We start from the raw sequence: 21,809 nt of genomic DNA, 5'->3' as shown, positions 1-21,809 counted from the left end.
ATGAACTATTCAAAAGCATTGAATGAATGTATCGAAAGTGCCTACATGGTTGCGGGCCATTTTGGAGCTCGATATCTAGAGTCTTGGCATTTATTGATTGCCATGTCCAATCACAGTTACAGTGTGGCAGGTGCGACTCTAAATGATTATCCTTATGAAATGGATCGTTTAGAAGAGGTTGCGTTGGAACTGACTGAAACGGACTATAGCCAAGATGAAACCTTTACGGAATTGCCCTTTTCCCATCGTTTGGAGGTTCTCTTTGCAGAAGCAGAGTATGTAGCTTCAGTGGTCCACGCAAAGGTGCTAGGGACAGAGCATGTCCTCTATGCGATTTTGCATGATGGCAATGCCTTGGCAACTCGCATCTTGGAGAGAGCAGGCTTTTCTTATGAAGACCAGAAAGATCAGGTCAGAATTGCTGCTCTTCGTCGCAATCTAGAGGAACGTGCTGGTTGGACAAGAGAAGACCTTAAGGCTTTGCGTCAGCGCCATCGCACGGTAGCAGACAAGCAAAATTCCATGGCCAATATGATGGGCATGCCTCAGAATCCAAGTGGTGGTCTAGAGGATTATACGCATGACCTGACAGATCAAGCGCGCTCTGGCAAGTTAGAGCCAGTTATCGGTCGTGACAAGGAAATCTCACGTATGATTCAGATTTTGAGTCGGAAGACCAAGAACAATCCTGTCTTGGTTGGAGATGCTGGTGTCGGGAAAACAGCTTTGGCCCTTGGACTTGCCCAGCGTATTGCTAGTGGGGATGTACCTGCGGAAATGGCTAAGATGCGCGTTTTGGAGCTTGATTTGATGAATGTTGTTGCAGGAACACGTTTCCGTGGAGATTTTGAAGAGCGCATGAACAATATCATCAAGGATATCGAGGAAGATGGCAAAGTAATCCTCTTTATCGATGAACTCCACACCATCATGGGTTCTGGTAGTGGTATTGACTCGACTCTGGATGCGGCCAATATCTTGAAGCCAGCCTTGGCACGTGGAACGTTGAGAACGGTTGGTGCAACCACTCAGGAAGAATACCAAAAACACATCGAAAAAGATGCAGCTCTTTCTCGTCGTTTTGCCAAAGTGACGATTGAAGAACCAAGTTTAGCTGACAGCATGACCATTTTGCAAGGTTTGAAGGCTACCTATGAGAAACACCACCGTGTGAAAATCACAGATGAAGCTGTCGAAACAGCTGTTAAGATGGCGCATCGCTACTTGACCAGTCGTCACTTGCCAGACTCTGCTATCGACCTCTTGGATGAGGCGGCAGCAACAGTGCAAAACAAATCCAAGCATGTGAGAATGGACGAATCCGACTTGAGTCCAGCTGACAAGGCCTTGATGGATGGCAAGTGGAAACAAGCAGGCCAGCTAATCGCAAAAGAGCAGGAAGTGCCTGTCTATAAAGACTTGGTGACAGAGTCTGATATTTTAACCACCTTGAGCCGCTTGTCAGGTATTCCAGTCCAAAAGCTGACGCAAACAGATGCTAAGAAGTACCTTAACCTCGAAGCAGAACTGCATAAACGCGTCATCGGACAAGATCAAGCTGTTTCAAGTATTAGCCGTGCCATTCGCCGCAATCAGTCAGGTATTCGCAGCCACAAGCGTCCGATTGGTTCCTTTATGTTCCTAGGGCCGACGGGTGTCGGAAAGACCGAATTGGCCAAGGCTCTGGCAGAAGTCCTCTTTGACGACGAATCAGCCCTTATCCGTTTTGATATGAGTGAGTATATGGAGAAATTCGCAGCCAGCCGTCTCAACGGAGCTCCTCCGGGCTATGTGGGCTACGAAGAAGGTGGGGAATTGACAGAGAAGGTCCGCAATAAACCTTACTCAGTGCTTCTCTTTGACGAGGTTGAAAAAGCCCACCCAGATATCTTTAATGTCCTCTTGCAAGTCTTGGATGATGGGGTTCTAACAGACAGCAAGGGTCGCAAGGTTGATTTTTCAAATACCATCATTATCATGACGTCAAACCTTGGTGCGACGGCTCTTCGTGATGACAAGACAGTCGGCTTTGGGGCCAAGGACATTCGTTTTGACCAGGAAAATATGGAAAAACGAATCTTTGAAGAGTTGAAAAAAGCTTATCGACCAGAGTTTATCAACCGTATTGATGAAAAGGTGGTCTTCCACAGTTTGGATAGCGACCACATGCAGGAAATTGTCAAGATCATGGTTAAACCATTGATTGCTAGCCTGGCAGAGAAGGGCATCGACTTGAAACTACAAGCTTCGGCATTGAAGCTACTAGCTAGTCACGGTTACAATCCAGAAATGGGAGCTCGCCCACTTCGCAGAACCCTGCAAACAGAAGTGGAAGACAAGTTGGCAGAATTCCTTCTTAAGGGAGAACTGGTAGCAGGCAAGACCCTCAAGATTGGTGTCAAAGCTGGTCAATTAAAATTTGATATTGCTTAAAAATGGAGAATCAGGAGTAGTCCTGATTCTTTTTTTGCTACTTTTTTATAAAAAATGATAAAAAACTATTGACAAAACAAAAATATAGTATATAATAAAAACATAGAAAATAAAAATATCAAAAATTATAAAAAGGCAAACGAGTATGAAAAAGAAAACAGCAGTGGTATTTGGGACCTTTGCCCCTCTCCATCAAGGGCATATCGATCTAATCCAGCGAGCGAAGCGTCAGTGTGACCAGGTCTGGGTAGTCGTTTCAGGCTACGAGGGAGACCGAGGGGAGCAGGTAGGCTTAAGTCTTCAAAAACGATTTCGCTATATCCGAGAGGCTTTTCGTGATGACGAGTTGACCTCTGTCTGCAAGCTGGATGAGACCAACCTTCCCCGTTACCCTATGGGCTGGCAGGAGTGGTTGAACCAGATGTTAGCGGAGATTTCCTATGATGAAACCCAGCAAGATTTGACTTTCTTTGTGGGAGAAGAAGAATACCAGCAAGAGCTATCTAAACGTGGATTTGGAACCGTCTTACAAGAAAGAAAGTTTGATATCTCAGCGACTATGATTCGAGAAAATCCAAGCAAATATTGGAAATATATCGCTCAACCCTTCCGTCGTCAGTTTACCAAAAAAGTGTTGATTATGGGAAGTGCTAGCAATGGGAAGACCACTCTAGCCAAGGATTTGGCAAGGTATTACGATGCGCCCGTCAGTCTGGAGTATGCGCGTGAGTACCAGATCAAAAACAATGTCCGCGACGATGAATTGACTCCAAAGGATTACTACTATCTCCTGTTGGGACAGTATGATCAGACCTCAAAACTAATCGATAGCAATGCCAATCGAGGTCTAGTGATAGCCGATACCAACTCCTTGGTAACCAAGGGTTACTATGACTATTACATGAAGACTGAGGACCAAGGGGACTTATCAGGAGAAACATTTGACAATCTCTTTGCCTCTATCTTGGCCAAGGAAAAATGGGATTTGATTCTCTTTGTGCAACCTGTCGGCTCCTATGTCAATGACGGATTTAGAGATATGACCATGGCGGAAGACCATATTCGCTACAGTTTTTCCCAGCATTTGGATCAGATGAGAGAGCAATACTTAACCAACATTCCTTTAGTTTATCTAGCAGAGGATTATCTAGGCAATTATGAAGCAGCAAAAGTGGCTATTGATGCCATTTACCAAGCAGATTAGGAGAAAAATATGAAAAAACTAACTGAAAAAATCACACAATTTATCGAAAACTTTAAAAATGTCCATGCCGAAGCCCGTAAGATTGGTTTTGCAGGGATCATGCGCCTGATCTGGAAAGATCTCTTTGTCGGCCGTAGCCTTTTCCAGTGGTTGTATCTTATCGCCTTGTCAAGTGTTCCTTTAATCTTGGAATTCACTCAAAATACGGAAAGTCATGACTGGCTGAGCTTGTTTGCATCTTGGACTGGGATTGTCTGTGTTATCTTGGTAGCAGAAGGGCGTGCGAGCAATTATCTCTTTGGGGCTATTAACTCGGCTATCTATTTGATTTTGGCCATGAATGCGACTTTTTATGGTGAAGTTTTGACGACCGTTTACTTCTTTGTCATGCAACCGATTGGTCTCTATGCTTGGTTGTCCAATCGTATCAATGACCAAGGAAAACCAGAAGAATCCCACTTTGAAGCTAAGAAATTATCTGTTATTGACTGGCTCAAGTACTTGGCCTTGACTGCCATTATCTGGATTGGTATGGGCTTGGCTTACCAAAGTATCAATAGCGCTCGCCCTTTCCGTGATAGTGTTACCGATGCGACCAATGGTGTTGGTCAGCTCTTGATGACACGTCTCTACCGTGAGCAATGGATTTTCTGGATTGCAACCAATCTCTTTAGTATCTATCTCTGGTGGGGTGAAAATATCCACATTCAAGGGATGTACTGGGTTTACACACTCAATAGTCTAGTGGGTTGGTACCAATGGACAAAGGCAGTTCGAAAGGAGGCATAAGATGGCCGATACGATGATTCCAGCAGGGATGACGGAAAAAGAATATTTTGAAATTCATGCCAGTCAGGAGGAGTTTTTAGACTGGTACTACAAGCAGGAACTCCCTCAATATGAAAAACCAAGTGTGACAGTGGATATGGTGGCCTACTGCTTTGTCGAAGGAAAAATCAAACTCCTGCTGATTCGTCGCAAGGCTCACCCTTATCAAAACTGTTTGGCCTTGGTTGGAGGATTTATGGACAAAGGAGAAGATGCTGCACATGCCTGTCAACGCGAGGTGAGAGAAGAAGTCAATCTCGATCTACCTTTAGAAAAAATCGAGCAATTGATGACCGTATCGACTCCCGGGCGTGATCCACGGGGCTGGACAGTGACTATTGCCCACTTAGTGTACTTACCTAGTCGCGCCTTAGACCTTGTTCAGGCAGGTGACGATGCCAAGGATGTCGTTTTTGTAGATGTCGACTTTCAGACAGGCAAATGCTTCCTAGAGGGAGTCGAGCTGGACGAGAGAGCCTTCGCCTTTGACCATTATGCCATTATCCAAGAATCCATCAAACGAATCCAAGGCCGTCTCGACTGGAATCCAACCTTCCTCTATCTGCTAGAGGAAGAGTTTACTGTCTACGAGGGAACTGAACTGGTCAATCTCATCAACCCAGGACGCCCAATCGTCAGCAATAACTTTCTCGTAAAATACGGCGAATATGTAGAAGAAGTTGGACTCAAACGAGTACCCAAAAAGAAACCAAGAAAAACCTATCGATTGAAATAAAAAGTGAGGTCGGGAACTTTGTCCCGGCCTCTTTATTTGCCCTTATTAAGTTACTTTGCTGTTGCGACTGTTTTTATTTTAGAACAATGCAAGCGATTATAAAAGTAGGGGTAAAAAATGACTCTAATCTAGGAAATTTTTCTATTTTTTCGTTTCGATTACGAATTGAAATAGTGGAGGGAATAATTTTTAAAATAGTTTCTCTAAATAGTTGACAGATTTAAAGTCCAATGTTACAATTATATTACAAAAAGATTTCTTAACATTTCAAAAACGTTACAAAGGAGTAGGAAAATGAAAAAGAAAACCTATATCAAATTGATGGCAGCGACTGTATTGGCTTCTACCTTGCTACTGGGAGCTTGTGGAAATAAAAACGAAACCACTCAAACCAGCAGTTCTGCAAAGACAAGCCAATCATCAAGTTCTAAAGCAGCTTCTTCTAACAAAGAAAGCAAGACTCAAAAATCTTCAAGCTCAGCTTCATCTGAAAAAGCTCAAGCATCTTCTGATCAGTCTTCTACAACAGCAGATCAGTCACAAGCGAAACCAGCACCTGAATCAAGACAAGAACAAGCAGCTCCTAGTCAACCAGCCCCTTCTCAGGCTCCGTCAACTCAGCAAGGTTCTCAAGCCCAGTCTAACCAGTCAAGCTATGATCCAACAACTGATCGCAAACTTCAAGACAAGCAAGCAGAACACAACAAACGCTACAAGGGTGTTTTAACCATGGTCGATGGTGATTTCTCAGCAGCTGCAGGCAACTGGAAGGGAGCGAATGGCGAAACCATTACGGTTTCATCAGGGGGGCAATTCACAGTAGAAACTGCAGATGGAAAGAAAGAAAACTATTCTATCAGAGGCTACTCTTACACTCTTGATGATGGCAAGTATAATGCCAAAATCGGAGGTGGAAAAATCATCCAAATTACAACAGGTGCGGATGGTAAAGTTTCAAGCGTTGCCTTGATTCAATAATAAAATTTTGTGTTTTGACTCTTACTAGAAATCGTGCTGTAAAAGAGTGAGCCAACTGTTTTTCACTTAGTTTCTCCAAGAGAAAGTGGTATAATAAAAAAACCAAAGGAAAACGAGTGATAGTACATGGCGGATAAATTAATCTTACCTCAAAACACACGATTGATGGGAGTATTTCTTGGGTTTGTAGGTGGTTCTTTGGATGTGTTTTGCCATATTCAATACCATAGTTTGGTAGCGACACAGACAGGGAATATTCTCCTACTTATATCTGATTGGCACGACTCAAATGTCATCAATACGATGTTGCGATTCTGCTCAATTATTTTCTTTTCTCTAGGATTTCTGTTTGCATTGCACATGAAAGAATACCGCAAAACGGCCTACTGGCGGGTTAAGATGTTGCTCCCCTTATTTATCGGGACCCTTATCTTGCCTTTCTTTTCACGATTTCCTCTATTAGAAGTTCCTTTCATTGCTTTTGGAACAGGAATGATGATGCTAACATTTACGGGTAGCTTGATTGAAGATCATCCCTATGTCATTTTTATGACGTCTGGAAATTACCGAAAGATGTTGACCGCTTTGTATCGCATTGCTAGAAGAGAAGGAAATATCCAAGAATACCGTCGTCAAGCCTTAAATTATGGGATTGTTGTGGGAAGTTTCATAGTGGGGGCAATCAGCTTGGCTGTATTGATGCATTTTCTTCATGAATGGTCTGTTTGGATTATCAGTCTCAATTTGTTTTTAATTATGTCCTATTATATAGCTAGAGTGAAGCAATTAGATTTACAAGATGAAAATATATAAAAACGGCAAGACTCATTTTCGAGCTTTGCCGTTTTTGTGAGTTGTAGATGTGAGACTATGCTTTGCCTAATTGCAAGAGGGCTTCAATCTCTGCTAGGGTGCTAGCTTGTGAAATGGCTCCACGAAGTTTGGCAGCGCCAGATGTTCCCCGGAGGTAGTGAGGAGCGAGGCCGCGGAATTCACGAACGGCTATGTTTTCTCCTTTGAGGTTAATCAAGCGTTTCAAATGTTCGTAGGCGATTTTCATCTTGTCTTCAAAAGTCAAGTCAGGGAGAATTTCTCCTGTTTCAAAGTAGTGGTTGATCTGGTTGAAGAGGTAGGGATTTCCCATGGCTGCTCGGCCAATCATAACTGCGTCAGCACCAACTTCTTCGATACGCTGTTTAGCGTCTTGAACCGTACGGATGTCACCGTTGGCGATAAATGGAATCTTAGTCAGTGCTTGGGCTACATCGTGCAAGGTCTCGAGGTCTGCGTGGCCTGTGTACATTTGTTCGCGGGTACGGCCGTGCATAGCAAGGGCAGAGACACCAGCAGCCTCAGCGGCGAGAGCATTCTCCACGGCTAGGGAAGGGTCAGACCAGCCTGTGCGCATTTTGACAGTTAGGGGGATATCAAGGACAGATTGGACCTTGTTGATAATAGAGTAGATCTTGTCTGGGTCCTTGAGCCACATAGCGCCAGCTTCGTTCTTCACGATTTTGTTAACTGGGCAGCCCATGTTGATATCGACGATATCGGTCTTGGTGTTTTCTTGGATGAATTCTGCTGCGCGTGCTAGGCTGTCTTCATCGCTACCAAAGAGTTGGATAGAAACGGGATTTTCGCCTTCATCGATGTGAAGCATATGCAAGGTTTTTTCATTGTTGTATTGGATTCCCTTGTCAGAGACCATTTCCATGACAACGAGTCCAGCTCCGAGCTCTTTTGCGATGGTACGAAAGGCTGAGTTGGTCACGCCAGCCATGGGCGCTAAAACAGTACGATTGGGAATCTCAACATTGCCAATCATAAAAGGTGTATTAAGATTTGTCACGAATGAGTTCCTCCAGGTCGTTTTCATCAAAGTTATAAGTTGTTTGGCAGAATTGACAAGTGATTTCTGCCCCGTGGTCTTCCTCTTTCATTTCCTCAAGGTCTGAGCTTGGAAGGCTGGCAAGAGCGTTCATAAAACGGTCTTTGCTGCAGTCGCATTGGAAACGAATTTCTTCTTCAGATAGGCGTTTGTAGGATTCGTCACCGTAGATAGCCTTGAGGAGAGATTCGATATGGTCTTCGCTTTCCAGAAGTGTTGAGATAGCTGGCATTTCTTGGATGCGTTTCTCAAAGCGAGCAATCTCTTCTTCCTTGGCTCCTGGCAAAACTTGGAGAAGAAAACCACCGGCAACTTCGACCTTGTCGTCTTTGTCTAAAAGGACATTGAGGCCGACTGCTGAAGGAGTTTGTTGGCTTTCTGTCAGGTAATAGGCCAAGTCTTCACCGATCTCCCCAGAGATGAGAGGAGTCATGGAGTTGTAAGGATTTCCAGTACCGTAGTCTGTGATAACGAGAAATTGACCGTTTCCAACAAAAGGTCCGACTAGGACTTCACCCGTTGCAGTTTTTTTGATATCTACACCGGGGTTTTGAACGTAGCCTTTGACATTTCCCTTGGTATCTGCGACAGTGATGATGGCACCGAGAGAGCTCGTTCCAAGAACTTTAACTGTTAGCTTGGTATTTCCTTTTTCATTGACTGCGAGAATTTGGCTAGCGATAAGGGTACGGCCAAGTGCAACAGTTGAACTGGCTTGGGTTTGATGTTTTTCTTGAGCAGTGCGGACGGTTTCAGTGCTATCAAGGACAAAAGCACGAAAGGCTCCGCTTTCTGATATTGTTTTAATAATTTTATCCATAGCTACTATTTTAGCATAAAAATGCTCAAAGGGGGAGCCGTGTGTTTGCTGTTTCTGTGGAATAATGACGAGGAAATCGGCTTTAAAATAAAATGAGAAACAGATTATTTCCGCATTTCTAAGATTTATGCTATGCTTGAAGGAGAAAATGAAAGGGGTAACAAATGTATTTAGGTGATTTGATGGAAAAAGCCGAATCTGGTCAATTTTTAGTCCTTTCCTTTCTATTACAAGATTCGCAGACAACAGTCAAGGAAACCATGGAAGAAACAGGTTTTTCAAAGGCGACTCTAACCAAGTACATCTCTCTGATTAACGAAAATGCCTTGGAAAGAGGGTTGGAGCTGACCATCCACTTGGAAGATGAAAATCTGCGTTTGTCGATTGGTACAGCTACCAAGGGGAGAGAGATTCGGAGCTTGTTTCTAGACAATGCCATTAAGTACCAAATTTTGGTTTACCTTCTTTATCACCAACAGTTTCTAGCTCATCAGTTGGCTCAAGAATTGATGATTAGCGAGGCCACGCTTGGTCGTCACTTAGCTAGTCTAAATCAGATTTTGTCAGAGTTTGACTTATCCATCCAAAATGGTCGTTGGCGAGGTCCAGAGCATCAGATTCGTTACTTTTATTTCTGCCTTTTCCGCAAGGTCTGGTCCAGTCAGAAGTGGGAAAGTCATATGCAGAAAGCTGAGAGAAAGCAGGATATTGCTACCCTAGAAGAAATCTGCGGTGCCAGGTTGTCTTCGGGTCAGAAATTAGACTTGGTTCTCTGGACTCACATCAGTCAACAACGCCTTCGAGCTAACGCTTGTCAATTTCAGGTTATAGAAGAAAAAATGCGGGGCTATTTTGACAATATTTTCTACCTTCGTCTACTTGGCAAGGCTTCTTCTTTTTTTGGTGGGCAGCACATTCCTCTAGGAACTGAGGATGGGGAGATGATGATTTTCTTCTCTTTCCTCTTGTCTCATCGCATTTTGCCCCTTCATACCATGGAGTACATTCTTGGATTTGGGGGAGAACTTGTGGCTTTACTGACACAAATGATCCAGGAAATGAAGAAGGAGGAGCTGCTGGGGGACTACACAGAGGACCATGTCACCTATGAACTTAGTCAGCTTTGTGGTCAAGTTTATCTATATAAGGGCTATATTTTGCAAGATCGATACAAGTATCAGATAGAGCATCGGCACCCTTATTTGCTGATGGAGCATGACTTTCGAGATCTTGCTCAGGTGATTTTTACATCCTTGCCAGCCTTTCAGCAGGGGACCGATTTGGATAAAAAAATCCTCTGGGAATGGCTCCAGTTGATCGAGTATATGGCAGAAAATGGTGGCCAACATCTGAGAATAGGGTTAGATCTAACAGCAGGCTTCCTTGTTTTTTCGAGAATGTCGGCCCTTTTAAAACGATATTTGGAGTACAATCGCTTCATTACTATTGAAGCATTTGACTCTTCTAGTCATTATGATTTGTTGATTACAAACAATCCAATTTCCAAGAAAGAACAAACACCTATCTACTACTTGAAAAATGATTTGGATATGGAAGATTTGGTAGCAATTCGTCAGATGCTCTTTGCCTAAAAGGCCTGAATTTTCAGGTCTTTTTTGTGAAATTCGCACAATCTCCTCACATTTTTTTAAAATTTTAAAAAAATTGATGAACAAGAAAGCGCTTTATTTTGTATACTAGTTACTGTAAAGAGGAACCCCCTCAAGATTTTATCAGGAGGACAGCACATGTCACAAGAAAAATACATCATGGCTATTGACCAAGGAACGACCAGTTCTCGTGCCATCATTTTTAACAAAAAAGGAGAAAAGGTCAGCTCTAGTCAAAAAGAGTTTACTCAGATTTTCCCTCAAGCAGGTTGGGTTGAGCACAATGCCAATGAAATTTGGAATTCCGTCCAGTCTGTTATTGCTGGAGCTTTCATCGAAAGTGGTGTAAAACCAAGTCAAATCGAGGCAATCGGGATTACCAACCAGCGTGAAACAACTGTCGTCTGGGATAAGAAAACAGGTCTCCCTATCTACAATGCTATCGTTTGGCAATCACGCCAGACAGCTCCTCTGGCTGAACAACTAAAAAGCCAAGGTTATGTGGAAAAATTCCACGAAAAGACTGGTTTGATCATTGACGCTTACTTCTCTGCTACCAAGGTTCGTTGGATATTGGACCATGTAGAAGGCGCTCAAGAGCGAGCAGAAAAAGGAGAATTGCTCTTTGGTACTATCGATACTTGGTTAGTTTGGAAATTGACTGACGGTGCGGCTCACGTAACGGACTACTCCAATGCGGCTCGTACCATGCTTTATAATATTAAAGAACTCAAATGGGATGATGAGATTTTGGAAATCCTCAACATTCCTAAGGCTATGCTTCCAGAAGTTCGTTCTAACTCTGAAATCTATGGTAAGACTGCTCCATTCCATTTCTACGGTGGGGAAGTGCCAATCTCAGGTATGGCTGGGGACCAACAGGCAGCCCTCTTTGGACAGTTGGCCTTTGAACCTGGTATGGTTAAGAATACTTATGGAACAGGTTCTTTCATCATCATGAACACTGGTGAAGAGATGCAGCTATCTGAAAACAACCTTTTGACAACGATTGGTTACGGAATCAACGGCAAGGTTTATTATGCTTTGGAAGGTTCTATCTTTATTGCTGGAAGTGCCATTCAGTGGCTTCGTGATGGACTTCGCATGGTTGAGAATTCACCAGAGTCTGAAAAATATGCTCTCAATTCTCACAACAATGACGAAGTCTATGTCGTACCTGCCTTTACAGGTCTAGGGGCACCATACTGGAACCAAAACGCTCGTGGCTCTGTCTTTGGTTTGACTCGTGGAACAACTAAAGAAGACTTTATCAAGGCAACTTTGCAATCTATCGCTTATCAAGTACGTGACATCATAGACACGATGCAAGTGGATGCTCAGACAGCTATCCAAGTCTTGAAGGTAGATGGTGGTGCAGCCATGAATAACTTCCTCATGCAGTTCCAGGCTGACATTTTGGGAATCGATATTGCCCGTGCTAAAAACTTGGAAACAACTGCCCTAGGTGCAGCCTTCCTAGCTGGTTTGGCAGTGGGTTACTGGAAGGATTTGGACGAGTTGAAGCTCTTGAACGAGACAGGAGAACTCTTTGAGCCATCCATGAACGAATCGCGCAAGGAACAACTCTACAAGGGCTGGAAGAAGGCTGTGAAAGCAACGCAAGTCTTTGCGGAAATCGACGACTAATACTGTTTCTTGATGCAATGATCAGCTTAAGAATGAAACGACTCAGTTAGAAAGTGTGTAAATATGGAATTTTCAAAGAAAACACGTGAATTATCAATTAAAAAAATGCAGGAACGCACCCTGGACCTTTTGATTATCGGTGGGGGGATTACAGGAGCTGGTGTAGCCTTGCAAGCGGCAGCTAGTGGTCTTGACACAGGTCTGATTGAAATGCAAGACTTCGCAGAAGGAACATCTAGCCGTTCAACAAAATTGGTTCACGGAGGTCTGCGTTACCTCAAACAATTTGACGTGGAAGTGGTGTCAGATACAGTTTCTGAACGTGCAGTAGTTCAACAAATCGCTCCACATATTCCAAAACCAGATCCAATGCTCTTGCCAGTTTACGATGAAGATGGAGCGACCTTTAGCCTCTTCCGTCTCAAAGTAGCCATGGACTTGTACGACCTTTTGGCAGGGGTTAACAATACGCCAGCTGCTAACAAGGTCTTGAGCAAGGAAGAAGTCTTGGAACGCCAGCCAAACTTGAAGAAAGAAGGTTTGGTAGGAGGTGGGGTTTACCTTGACTTCCGTAACAACGATGCGCGTCTCGTGATTGAAAATATCAAACGTGCCAACCAAGACGGTGCCCTTATTGCCAACCACGTTAAGGCAGAAGGCTTCCTCTTTGATGAAAGTGGCAAGATTACAGGTGTTGTAGCTCGTGATTTGTTGACAGACCAAGTCTTTGAAATCAAGGCGCGTCTGGTTATCAATACGACAGGTCCTTGGAGCGACAAGGTACGTAATTTGTCTAATAAGGGAACACAATTCTCACAAATGCGTCCAACTAAGGGAGTGCACTTGGTAGTGGACTCAAGCAAGATCAAGGTTTCACAGCCAGTTTACTTTGACACAGGTTTGGGAGATGGGCGTATGGTCTTTGTTCTACCACGTGAAAACAAGACTTACTTTGGTACAACGGATACTGACTACACAGGCGATTTGGAACATCCAAAAGTGACGCAGGAAGATGTAAATTATCTGCTTGGTATTGTCAACAACCGCTTTCCAGAAGCAAACATCACCATTGATGATATCGAAAGCAGCTGGGCTGGTCTTCGTCCATTGATTGCAGGCAATAGTGCTTCTGACTACAATGGAGGAAATAACGGAACCATTAGCGATGAAAGCTTCAATAGCTTGATTGCGACTGTCGAAGCTTATCTATCGAAAGAAAAAACGCGTGAAGATGTTGAATCTGCTGTCAGCAAGCTTGAAAGTAGCACATCTGAGAAACATTTGGATCCATCTGCAGTTTCTCGTGGTTCGAGCTTGGATCGTGATGACAATGGCCTCTTGACTCTTGCTGGTGGTAAAATCACAGACTACCGTAAGATGGCTGAAGGAGCTATGGAGCGCGTGGTTGACATCCTCAAAGCAGAATTTGACCGTAGTTTTAAACTCATCAACTCGAAGACTTATCCTGTTTCAGGTGGAGAATTGAACCCAGCAAATGTGGACTCAGAAATCGAAGCCTTTGCGCAACTTGGAGTTTCACGTGGCTTGGATAGCAAGGAAGCTCACTATCTAGCAAATCTTTACGGTTCAAATGCACCGAAGGTCTTTGCCCTTGCTCACAGCTTGGAACAAGCTCCGGGACTCAGCTTGGCAGATACCTTGTCCCTTCACTATGCAATGCGCAATGAGTTGGCTCTTAGCCCAGTTGACTTCCTCCTTCGTCGTACTAACCACATGCTCTTTATGCGTGATAGTTTAGATAGCATCGTTGAGCCAGTTCTGGATGAAATGGGACGATTTTATGATTGGACCGAAGAAGAAAAAGTAGCCTACCGTGCGGATGTTGAAGCAGCCCTTGCTAACAACGATCTAGCGGCATTGAAAAATTAAGAAAAACTAGAAGAGAGGGAGACAAGCCTTCCTTGCCTTCTCTCTCCTTCTTTTAAATGGAGACAAAGATATGATGAAAGAATTATTTGGAGAATTTTTGGGGACCTTAATCCTCATCCTCCTAGGAAATGGTGTTGTTGCAGGTGTGGTTCTTCCCAAAACCAAGAGCAACAATTCAGGATGGATTGTGATTACTATGGGATGGGGAATTGCTGTAGCCGTTGCGGCCTTTGTATCTGGCACGCTTAGCCCAGCCCACCTAAATCCAGCTGTGACGTTTGCGATGGCCTTAAAAGGGACGCTCTCTTGGGGTTCTGTTTTCCCTTATATCCTAGCCCAATTCGCAGGAGCGATGGTGGCTCAGATTTTGGTTTGGTTGCAATTCAAACCACACTATGAAGCGGAAGAAAATGCAGGTAATATCCTAGCGACTTTTAGTACTGGACCAGCAATCAAGAACACAGTATCGAATTTGGTTAGCGAAATCCTTGGAACCTTTGTTTTGCTCTTGACAATCTTTGCCTTGGGACTCTATGACCTTCAAGCCGGTTTAGGGACCTTTGCAGTGGGAACGTTGATTGTCGGTATCGGGCTTTCACTAGGCGGGACAACGGGTTATGCCTTGAACCCAGCTCGTGATCTTGGCCCTCGTATCATGCACAGCATCTTGCCAATTCCAAACAAGGGAGATGGGGACTGGTCTTATGCTTGGATTCCTGTTGTGGGGCCTATCCTCGGAGCGTCCCTAGCAGTTCTCGTATTTTCACTTTTCTAAGGTAAAAGAGTTATTGGCAACAGAGTTTGAGATGGAAATCTCAGGCTCTTTTTTGTCTTTATTTATAACAAAAAGATTGATATCTTAACTTATCTTAAAATAAGCTAAAACAAACTTTTGAATTATGGTAAACAGTTGAAAAAAAGGTTGATAAAATGGTAAAATGTTAGGAAGATAAGACAGTAAATGCATAGTTGCATAGCTTTTTTGAAAAATCATAGAAAATTGAACACACTAACTATGGGAAAACACAGAAAATTGTATATGTTTTTGGGACAGACCGTCCTATATTTTGTAATCTTACTTGGTTTGCTTTATTTTTTTAGTTACCTTGGTCAGAGTCAAGGAACCTTTATTTATAATGAGTTCTAGTTTGAAGGAGAAGAAAAACCGTGTCTAATAAACCGATAAAAGATATGATTGAAACGATTGAGCACTTTGCTCAAACACAGCCAACATATCCTGTCTACAATGTTTTAGGCCAAGAGCACACTTATGGTGATCTGAAGGCTGATTCAGATAGTTTAGCAGCAGCTATTGATCGACTTGGCTTGCCTGAGAAATCTCCAGTCGTCGTTTTTGGTGGTCAGGAGTATGAGATGTTGGCTACCTTTGTGGCGCTGACTAAGTCGGGGCATGCCTATATTCCAATTGACAGCCATTCGGCCTTGGAACGAGTTTCTGCTATCGTAGAAGTTGCAGAGCCAAGTTTGATTATTGCCATCTCGGATTTTCCATTAGAGCAAACTAGCACACCGATGCTGAATTTGGAGCAAGTCCATGAAGCTTTTGCTCAAGCTTCTAGCTACGAGATGACCCATCCAGTCAAGGGGGATGACAACTACTACATCATCTTTACTTCTGGTACGACTGGCAAGCCTAAGGGAGTGCAGATTTCCCATGACAATCTCCTCAGTTTTACCAACTGGATGATTACAGATGAGGAATTTGCGACGCCAAGTCGTCCGCAAATGCTGGCTCAGCCCCCTTATTCTTTTGACCTGTCTGTCATGTACTGGGCGCCAACCTTAGCACTGGGTGGTACGCTTTTCGCTCTTCCATCTGCCATTACTCAGGACTTTAAGCAACTATTTGCGACCATCTTTTCATTGCCAATCGCTATCTGGACCTCAACGCCTTCCTTTGCGGATATGGCCATGTTGTCAGAAGACTTTAACAGTGAGAAAATGCCTGGAATCACGCATTTCTACTTTGATGGTGAAGAATTGACGGTCAAAACAGCTCAAAAACTGCGTGAGCGATTCCCAAATGCCCGTATTATCAATGCCTACGGTCCAACAGAAGCAACAGTGGCTCTGTCAGCAGTTGCTGTGACAGACGAGATGTTGGTGACTCTCAAACGCCTGCCAATCGGCTATACTAAGGCGGATTCTCCGACCTTTATCATTGATGAGGAAGGTAAGAAAGTTCCAAATGGTGAACAGGGAGAAATCATTGTTTCTGGGCCAGCTGTTTCAAAAGGCTATATGAATAATCCTGAAAAAACGGCAGAAGCTTTCTTTGAGTTCGAAGGTCTTCCAGCCTACCACACAGGGGATGTAGGAACTATGACAGATGAGGGCTTGCTTCTCTACGGTGGACGTATGGATTTCCAGATTAAGTTCAATGGTTATCGCATTGAGCTTGAAGATGTCTCTCAAAACCTCAACAAATCTCGCTATATCGAGTCGGCTGTTGCTGTCCCACGTTATAACAAGGACCACAAGGTGCAAAATCTACTGGCTTATGTCATCCTAAAGGACGGTGTCCGCGAGCAGTTTGAACGTGATATCGATATTACCAAGGCTATCAAGGAAGACCTAGCAGATATCATGATGTCTTATATGATGCCATCGAAATTTCTCTATCGAGACAGTTTGCCACTAACGCCTAATGGTAAAATTGATATCAAGGGCTTGATCAACGAGGTAAACAATAGATGATGGAGCTTTACAAACAGCTACCTCATTTGGAACCTTATGGCAATCTCTATTATTTTTTATATGTGATTACTGCGACCCTACCGATATTTATCGGGCTCTTTTTCAAGAAACGTTTTGCTTGGTATGAGGTGCTGGTTAGTCTCTTCTTTATTGTCACCATGTTGGTCGGTGGAAAGACGAATCAGATAAGCGCTCTTATCCTTTATGTTATCTGGCAAGTACTGCTTGTATTTTTCTACAAAAGGTACAGGAAACGACGGGATAGTAAATGGATATTTTATCTAGTTAGCTTTTTATCCCTATTGCCTATCGTCTTTGTGAAAGTATCTCCTGCTATTCATGGACCTCAATCTTTGTTTGGCTTTTTAGGGATTTCTTACTTGACCTTTCGTGCAGTTGGGGTTATCGTTGAGTTGAGAGACGGTGTCATCAAGGATTTAACCGTCTGGCAATTCTTACGTTTTCTTCTCTTTATGCCGACTTTCTCGAGTGGTCCCATTGATCGTTTTAAACGCTTCAATGAAAATTACGAGACCATTCCTGAGCGGGATGAGCTGATGGATATGCTAGAAGAGGCTGTCAAGTATATCATGCTTGGCTTCCTCTACAAGTTTATCTTGGCGCATATTTTAGGAGAGACATTATTGCCTCCGCTGAAAAATTTGGCCTTGCAGACAGGCGGTTTCTTTAATCATTATGCTCTGGCGGTCATGTATACCTTTGGTCTAGAATTGTTCTTTGACTTTGCGGGCTACTCTATGTTTGCCTTAGCCATCTCCAATTTGATGGGGATTCATAGTCCTATCAACTTTAATAAGCCCTTTTTATCAAGGGATTTAAAAGAGTTTTGGAATCGCTGGCACATGAGTCTGTCTTTCTGGTTCCGTGACTTTGTCTTTATGAGGATGGTCATGGTGTTGACCAGAAAGAAGGTCTTTAAAAATCGTAATGTGACCTCAAGTGTAGCCTATATTCTCAATATGCTGATTATGGGATTCTGGCATGGAGTGACCTGGTACTACATCGCCTATGGACTTTTTCATGGGATTGGGCTGGTCATCAATGACGCTTGGGTTCGTAAGAAAAAAGCACTCAATAAAGAACGAAAAAAAGCTGGGAAGGGTTCCTTACCTGAGAATCGCTGGATTCAGTTGCTTGGCATGGTTGTCACCTTCCATGTCGTGATGGTTTCATTCTTAATCTTTTCTGGATTTTTGAATGATTTATGGTTTAAAAAATAAAAGGATATAAAAATGGATATCAAATCAGAAGTTATTGAAATTATTGATGAGTTGTTTATGGAAGATGTTTCTGACATGATGGATGAAGATCTTTTTGATGCCGGTGTCTTGGATAGTATGGGAACGGTTGAATTGATTGTTGAGATTGAAAACCGTTTTGATATTCGTGTTCCAGTGACAGAGTTCGGTCGTGATGACTGGAATACAGCTAATAAAATTGTAGAAGGTATTGCGGAGTTAAAGAATGCTTAAACGCTTGTGGCTGATCTTCGGGCCTATCTTCATCGCTGGATTTTTGGTTCTTCTACTCATCTTTTTTTATCCAAGTACAACAAGCCATAATCTGACGGAGGAGAAGTACTCTGCAGCTTCCATCAGTAGAGAAAGTTTTAAAGAGAGAAGTCAAAAAGTGAGGGCGCTAACGGATCCCAATATGCGTTTTGTCCCTTTTCTAGGGTCCAGTGAATGGATTCGATTTGATAGTGTCCACCCAGCTGTTTTAGCAGAAAAATACAATCGTCCCTATCGCCCTTACTTTATGGGTCAGGCAGGAGCGGCCTCGCTTAATCAATATTTCGGTTTGCAGCAGATTCTGCCAGAAATCGAGGAAAAGCAGGCGGTGTTTGTCATCTCTCCTCAGTGGTTTACAGAGACGGATTACGAGCCAGCGGCGTTTCAGAGATTCTTTAATAGCGACCAGTTGACAGCTTTTTTGGAAAATCAATCTGGGGACATTTCGGCTAAGCATGCTGCGACGCGTTTGTTAAAGCAGAATCCGAGTGTGGCATTGAAAGGCATCCTTCAAAAGCTTTCAAAAGGAGAGGACTTGTCAGATGCTGATCGACTTATCATCAACCTCTTTGCACGATTCAATGAAAAGCAGTCCTCTCTTTTTGGTCAATTTTCCATTCGGGGGAAACTCAAGTACAAAGAACATGTAGAAAACTATTTAAAAGATCTTCCTGATCAGTTTTCTTATGACGCTTTAGAAGAAATTGCCCGTAAGGATGCAGAGGCAAATACGACCAATAACGATATGGGGATGGAGAATCATTTCTACACGTATGAGGTCAAAAAAGACTTAAAAAAATGGGAAGGGTATCAAAAAAATTATAATTTCCTAAAGTCGTCTGAATACAATGATTTGCAGCTGGTTCTCAATCAATTTGCCAAATCAAAAGTCAATGTGCTCTTTGTTATCCAGCCCGTCAACAAGAAATGGATGGAATACACAGAGCTCAGTGAAGAAATGTATCAACACGCAGTGGAGAAAATTCGTTACCAGTTAGAAAGTCAAGGCTTTACCAATATTGCTGACTTTTCAAAAAACGGAGGAGAACCTTACTTTATCAAGGATACTATCCACTTAGGTTGGTTGGGCTGGTTGGCTTTTGATAAGGTTGTGAATCCCTTCTTGACGGATCCAAAACCAGCCCCAGACTACAAGATGAATGACCGTTTCTTTAGTAAGGACTGGGCGACCTATGATGGAAATATCAAAGATTTCCAATAAATTGATTAAAAAAACTTGAACTTTTTGGTTCAGGTTTTTTGGTTAAATGGCGAATATTATAGATGGAAAAAAGTCAAAAGTTTCATTTTTTTCATAAATAGCGTATAATATAAAGGAAAAAAGAAAAAGAAAAGGATTTCAAAATGAATAAACGTTTCTTATTACCTGTCTTGTCGACAGCCCTACTGGCCCCAGCTTTTTTGGCTGGACAGGTCTATGCTGAAGAAGCAGCTGCCCCTGCAGAAAGTCCAGCAGTTGTAGCAAATCCAGCTACGTCGGCGACTCCAGCTCCTGTGGAGAGCCCTGCGGTACCGGAAACTTTGGCTACTTCTGAAGTAGTTGTGCCTGCAGAAGCTCCGGTAGCTCCTGTTGAATCTACTAAAAACGAAGAAAAGGATACCGTTATTTTACACACCAATGATGTCCATGGTCGTATCGTAGAGGAAAAGGGAGTTATTGGAGATGCTAAGCTAGCGACTGTCATCGAGCAGGAACGCGCGAAATCAAATCAAACGACTCTCGTCGTAGATGCTGGAGACGCCTTCCAAGGTTTACCGATTTCCAACTCTACAAAGGGTGAAGCACGCGCCGAAATTCTCAATCAGATGCAGTATGATGCCATGGCAGTAGGAAACCATGAGTTTGACTTTGGTTTAGACGAAGCTAAAAAATACAAGGAAATCTTGAAATTCCCATTACTTAGCTCAAATACCTACGTCAATGGAGCTCGTCTCTTTGAAGCTTCTACAATTGTTGATAAAGATAAGACTGTGGAAGGTGATGAATTTGTTGTAATCGGTGTGACAACACCTGAAACTGCTACAAAAACCCACCCTAAAAACATTAAAGGGGTAACTTTTACAGATCCAATCTCTGAAGTCAATAAGGTCATCGAAGAAGTTCAAGCCAAGGCGCGTGCAGAGGGTAAAGACTACAAACACTATGTTGTGCTCGCTCACTTGGGTGTAGATACCACAACTCCAGTCGAGTGGCGTGGTTCAACCTTGGCAGAAGCCTTGTCTAAAAATCCTCGTTTGAAAGGGAAACGCGTAACAGTAATCGATGGTCACTCTCATACAGTAGAATCAACAACCTATGGAGACAATGTTACCTATAACCAGACAGGAAGCTACCTTCATAATGTAGGGAAAATCACCTACAAATCACGTCAGCTTTTGGGCAATCCAACTCAGATTCCGGCTGCGGATGCTAAAAAATTACCAGCCAATCCAACAGTTGAAAAACTAGTCAAAGACATTAAACAAAAATACGATGCTGAAAATGCGGTTGAAGTCGTTTCAAACAGCCCTGTAGAACTCAACGGCGATCGTGAAAATGTTCGGGTTCGTGAAACCAACCTCGGAAACGTCGTAGCGGACTCCCTCTATCAGTATGGTCAAACAGGATTTAGTCATCCGACAGACATCGCTGTGACAAATGGTGGTGGCTTGCGTGAAACCATTGCAAAAGGCAAACCAATCACTAAAGGAAATGTCATTGCCGTTCTTCCGTTTGGAAATACCATCTCACAAATCCAAGTGACTGGGCAACAAGTTTTGGATATGTTTGAAAAGTCACTCGGATCTATCTTGCAGGTTGATAAGGATGGCAAGAAGGTATTGGATGAGAACGGGCAACCATTGTTAGAGCCAAGTGGTGGTTTCTTGCAAGTTTCAGGTGTGAAGGTCTACTATGATACCAACCTACCATCAGGCAAACGTGTCTTGGCCATCCAGGTTAAAAACCGTGCAACTGGTCGTTATGATCTTCTAGACCTCGCAAAAACCTACTATCTTGCAACCAATGATTTCTTAGCTGCGGGTGGTGATGGCTACACTATGTTAGGTGGCGCGCGTGAAGAAGGTCCGTCTATGGATGCAGCCTTTGAAGAGTATCTGAAAACCGCTGATTTGACCCAGTATGAAAAGATTAATCCGAACTCACGGACGATTTCTGTGGATTCTAAAAACTTTAGTCTACCAGTAGAAACGCCTCAAACGAATGCAGCTGCTAGCGATGCGACTACAAATGTACCACTTACTTATGAGGTGGCAGGTCAATTTAGCAAGAAGGCGGTTGTCTCAGAAAAAGCTCTCCCAAATACAGGAAGTGAACAATCCATCTTCTTGCTCTTGATGGGAATGGTAGCTGGTCTGGCAGGTATCTTATCGAGCCGAAAACCAAAGCAAAAATAGGTTAAATTTTACATCTAGAAGAGTCTAGGGAAACGTTTTTACGCCTTTTTCCCTTGACTCTTTTTTGGTTTATGATATAATTAACCAGTAAAGAATCGGTGGCTATCT

The 21,809-nt window shown here is 43.1% G+C and carries 18 protein-coding genes; 16 read left to right on the top strand and 2 right to left on the bottom strand.

Going from position 1 to position 21,809, the window contains the following annotated elements; genetic code table 11:
• From SORDD05_RS07805 to SORDD05_RS07780, 6 genes are all read left to right on the top strand, one after another.
• Nucleotides 1-2,433 (top strand): ATP-dependent Clp protease ATP-binding subunit, encoded by a 2,433-nt coding sequence (locus SORDD05_RS07805; protein WP_061418681.1) that lies wholly within the window; start codon nt 1-3, stop codon nt 2,431-2,433.
• A 145-nt stretch (nt 2,434-2,578) separates the two neighbouring features.
• The gene (locus SORDD05_RS07800) at nt 2,579-3,637 is read left to right on the top strand and encodes an AAA family ATPase (protein ID WP_061418678.1); all 1,059 of its coding nucleotides are present in this window, start codon (nt 2,579-2,581) and stop codon (nt 3,635-3,637) included.
• Nucleotides 3,638-3,646: 9 nt separating this feature from the next.
• Nucleotides 3,647-4,426 (top strand): nicotinamide riboside transporter PnuC, encoded by a 780-nt coding sequence (pnuC, locus tag SORDD05_RS07795; protein ID WP_061418675.1) that lies wholly within the window; start codon nt 3,647-3,649, stop codon nt 4,424-4,426.
• Between the two features lies 1 nt (nt 4,427).
• Entirely contained in the window at nt 4,428-5,201 is a 774-nt protein-coding gene (locus tag SORDD05_RS07790; RefSeq protein ID WP_061418672.1) for an NUDIX domain-containing protein, read from the top strand.
• A gap of 294 nt (nt 5,202-5,495) precedes the next feature.
• Nucleotides 5,496-6,179, top strand: coding sequence for a hypothetical protein (locus SORDD05_RS07785; RefSeq protein ID WP_061418669.1), 684 nt, complete (start codon nt 5,496-5,498; stop codon nt 6,177-6,179).
• 126 nt (nt 6,180-6,305) lie between these two features.
• On the top strand, nt 6,306-6,992 hold the full coding sequence (locus SORDD05_RS07780) for a YoaK family protein (RefSeq protein ID WP_061418666.1): 687 nt from the start codon (nt 6,306-6,308) through the stop codon (nt 6,990-6,992).
• A gap of 55 nt (nt 6,993-7,047) precedes the next feature.
• Here the strand turns inward: SORDD05_RS07780 and dusB are convergent, their stop codons facing one another.
• Nucleotides 7,048-8,028 (bottom strand): tRNA dihydrouridine synthase DusB, encoded by a 981-nt coding sequence (dusB, locus tag SORDD05_RS07775; RefSeq protein ID WP_061418663.1) that lies wholly within the window; start codon nt 8,026-8,028, stop codon nt 7,048-7,050.
• Nucleotides 8,015-8,887: an Hsp33 family molecular chaperone HslO gene (gene hslO / locus SORDD05_RS07770; protein WP_061418660.1), complete on the bottom strand. Its 873-nt coding sequence runs from the start codon at nt 8,885-8,887 to the stop codon at nt 8,015-8,017. The genes dusB and hslO overlap by 14 nt, the downstream gene beginning before the upstream one ends.
• A 164-nt stretch (nt 8,888-9,051) precedes the next feature.
• On the opposite strand from hslO, the gene SORDD05_RS07765 reads away from it, so the two are divergent.
• The 10 genes from SORDD05_RS07765 (at nt 9,052) to nt5e (ending at nt 21,701) form a co-directional block, all read left to right on the top strand.
• On the top strand, nt 9,052-10,479 hold the full coding sequence (locus SORDD05_RS07765) for an AcpB/EbpR/MafR family transcriptional regulator (RefSeq protein WP_061418657.1): 1,428 nt from the start codon (nt 9,052-9,054) through the stop codon (nt 10,477-10,479).
• A 156-nt stretch (nt 10,480-10,635) separates the two neighbouring features.
• Nucleotides 10,636-12,144 (top strand): glycerol kinase GlpK, encoded by a 1,509-nt coding sequence (gene glpK / locus SORDD05_RS07760; RefSeq protein WP_061418654.1) that lies wholly within the window; start codon nt 10,636-10,638, stop codon nt 12,142-12,144.
• Nucleotides 12,145-12,207: 63 nt separating this feature from the next.
• On the top strand, nt 12,208-14,034 hold the full coding sequence (gene glpO / locus SORDD05_RS07755) for a type 1 glycerol-3-phosphate oxidase (RefSeq protein ID WP_061418651.1): 1,827 nt from the start codon (nt 12,208-12,210) through the stop codon (nt 14,032-14,034).
• Nucleotides 14,035-14,104: 70 nt separating this feature from the next.
• Entirely contained in the window at nt 14,105-14,809 is a 705-nt protein-coding gene (locus SORDD05_RS07750) for an MIP/aquaporin family protein (protein ID WP_000975174.1), read from the top strand.
• 240 nt (nt 14,810-15,049) lie between these two features.
• On the top strand, nt 15,050-15,181 hold the full coding sequence (locus SORDD05_RS07745; protein WP_025168981.1) for a teichoic acid D-Ala incorporation-associated protein DltX: 132 nt from the start codon (nt 15,050-15,052) through the stop codon (nt 15,179-15,181).
• Between the two features lie 20 nt (nt 15,182-15,201).
• Complete coding sequence (gene dltA, locus SORDD05_RS07740) at nt 15,202-16,752, top strand: D-alanine--poly(phosphoribitol) ligase subunit DltA (protein ID WP_061418648.1); 1,551 nt, start codon at nt 15,202-15,204, stop codon at nt 16,750-16,752.
• Nucleotides 16,749-17,993, top strand: coding sequence for a D-alanyl-lipoteichoic acid biosynthesis protein DltB (gene dltB, locus SORDD05_RS07735; protein WP_061418645.1), 1,245 nt, complete (start codon nt 16,749-16,751; stop codon nt 17,991-17,993). Before dltA ends, dltB begins: the two co-directional genes overlap by 4 nt.
• A gap of 12 nt (nt 17,994-18,005) precedes the next feature.
• A complete protein-coding gene (dltC, locus tag SORDD05_RS07730) occupies nt 18,006-18,245 on the top strand; it encodes a D-alanine--poly(phosphoribitol) ligase subunit DltC (RefSeq protein ID WP_000351970.1) in 240 nt (79 codons plus the stop codon).
• The gene (gene dltD / locus SORDD05_RS07725) at nt 18,238-19,506 is read left to right on the top strand and encodes a D-alanyl-lipoteichoic acid biosynthesis protein DltD (RefSeq protein WP_061418642.1); all 1,269 of its coding nucleotides are present in this window, start codon (nt 18,238-18,240) and stop codon (nt 19,504-19,506) included. The genes dltC and dltD overlap by 8 nt, the downstream gene beginning before the upstream one ends.
• Nucleotides 19,507-19,649: 143 nt before the next feature.
• Complete coding sequence (gene nt5e / locus SORDD05_RS07720) at nt 19,650-21,701, top strand: cell surface ecto-5'-nucleotidase Nt5e (RefSeq protein ID WP_061418639.1); 2,052 nt, start codon at nt 19,650-19,652, stop codon at nt 21,699-21,701.
• Nucleotides 21,702-21,809: the final 108 nt, after the last annotated feature.

The organism is Streptococcus oralis, assembly GCF_001578705.1.
Classification (GTDB): Bacteria; Bacillota; Bacilli; order Lactobacillales; family Streptococcaceae; genus Streptococcus; species Streptococcus oralis_J.
Note: the sequence above shows the minus strand (reverse complement) of the source record. Positions and strands in the feature narration are given on the sequence as shown.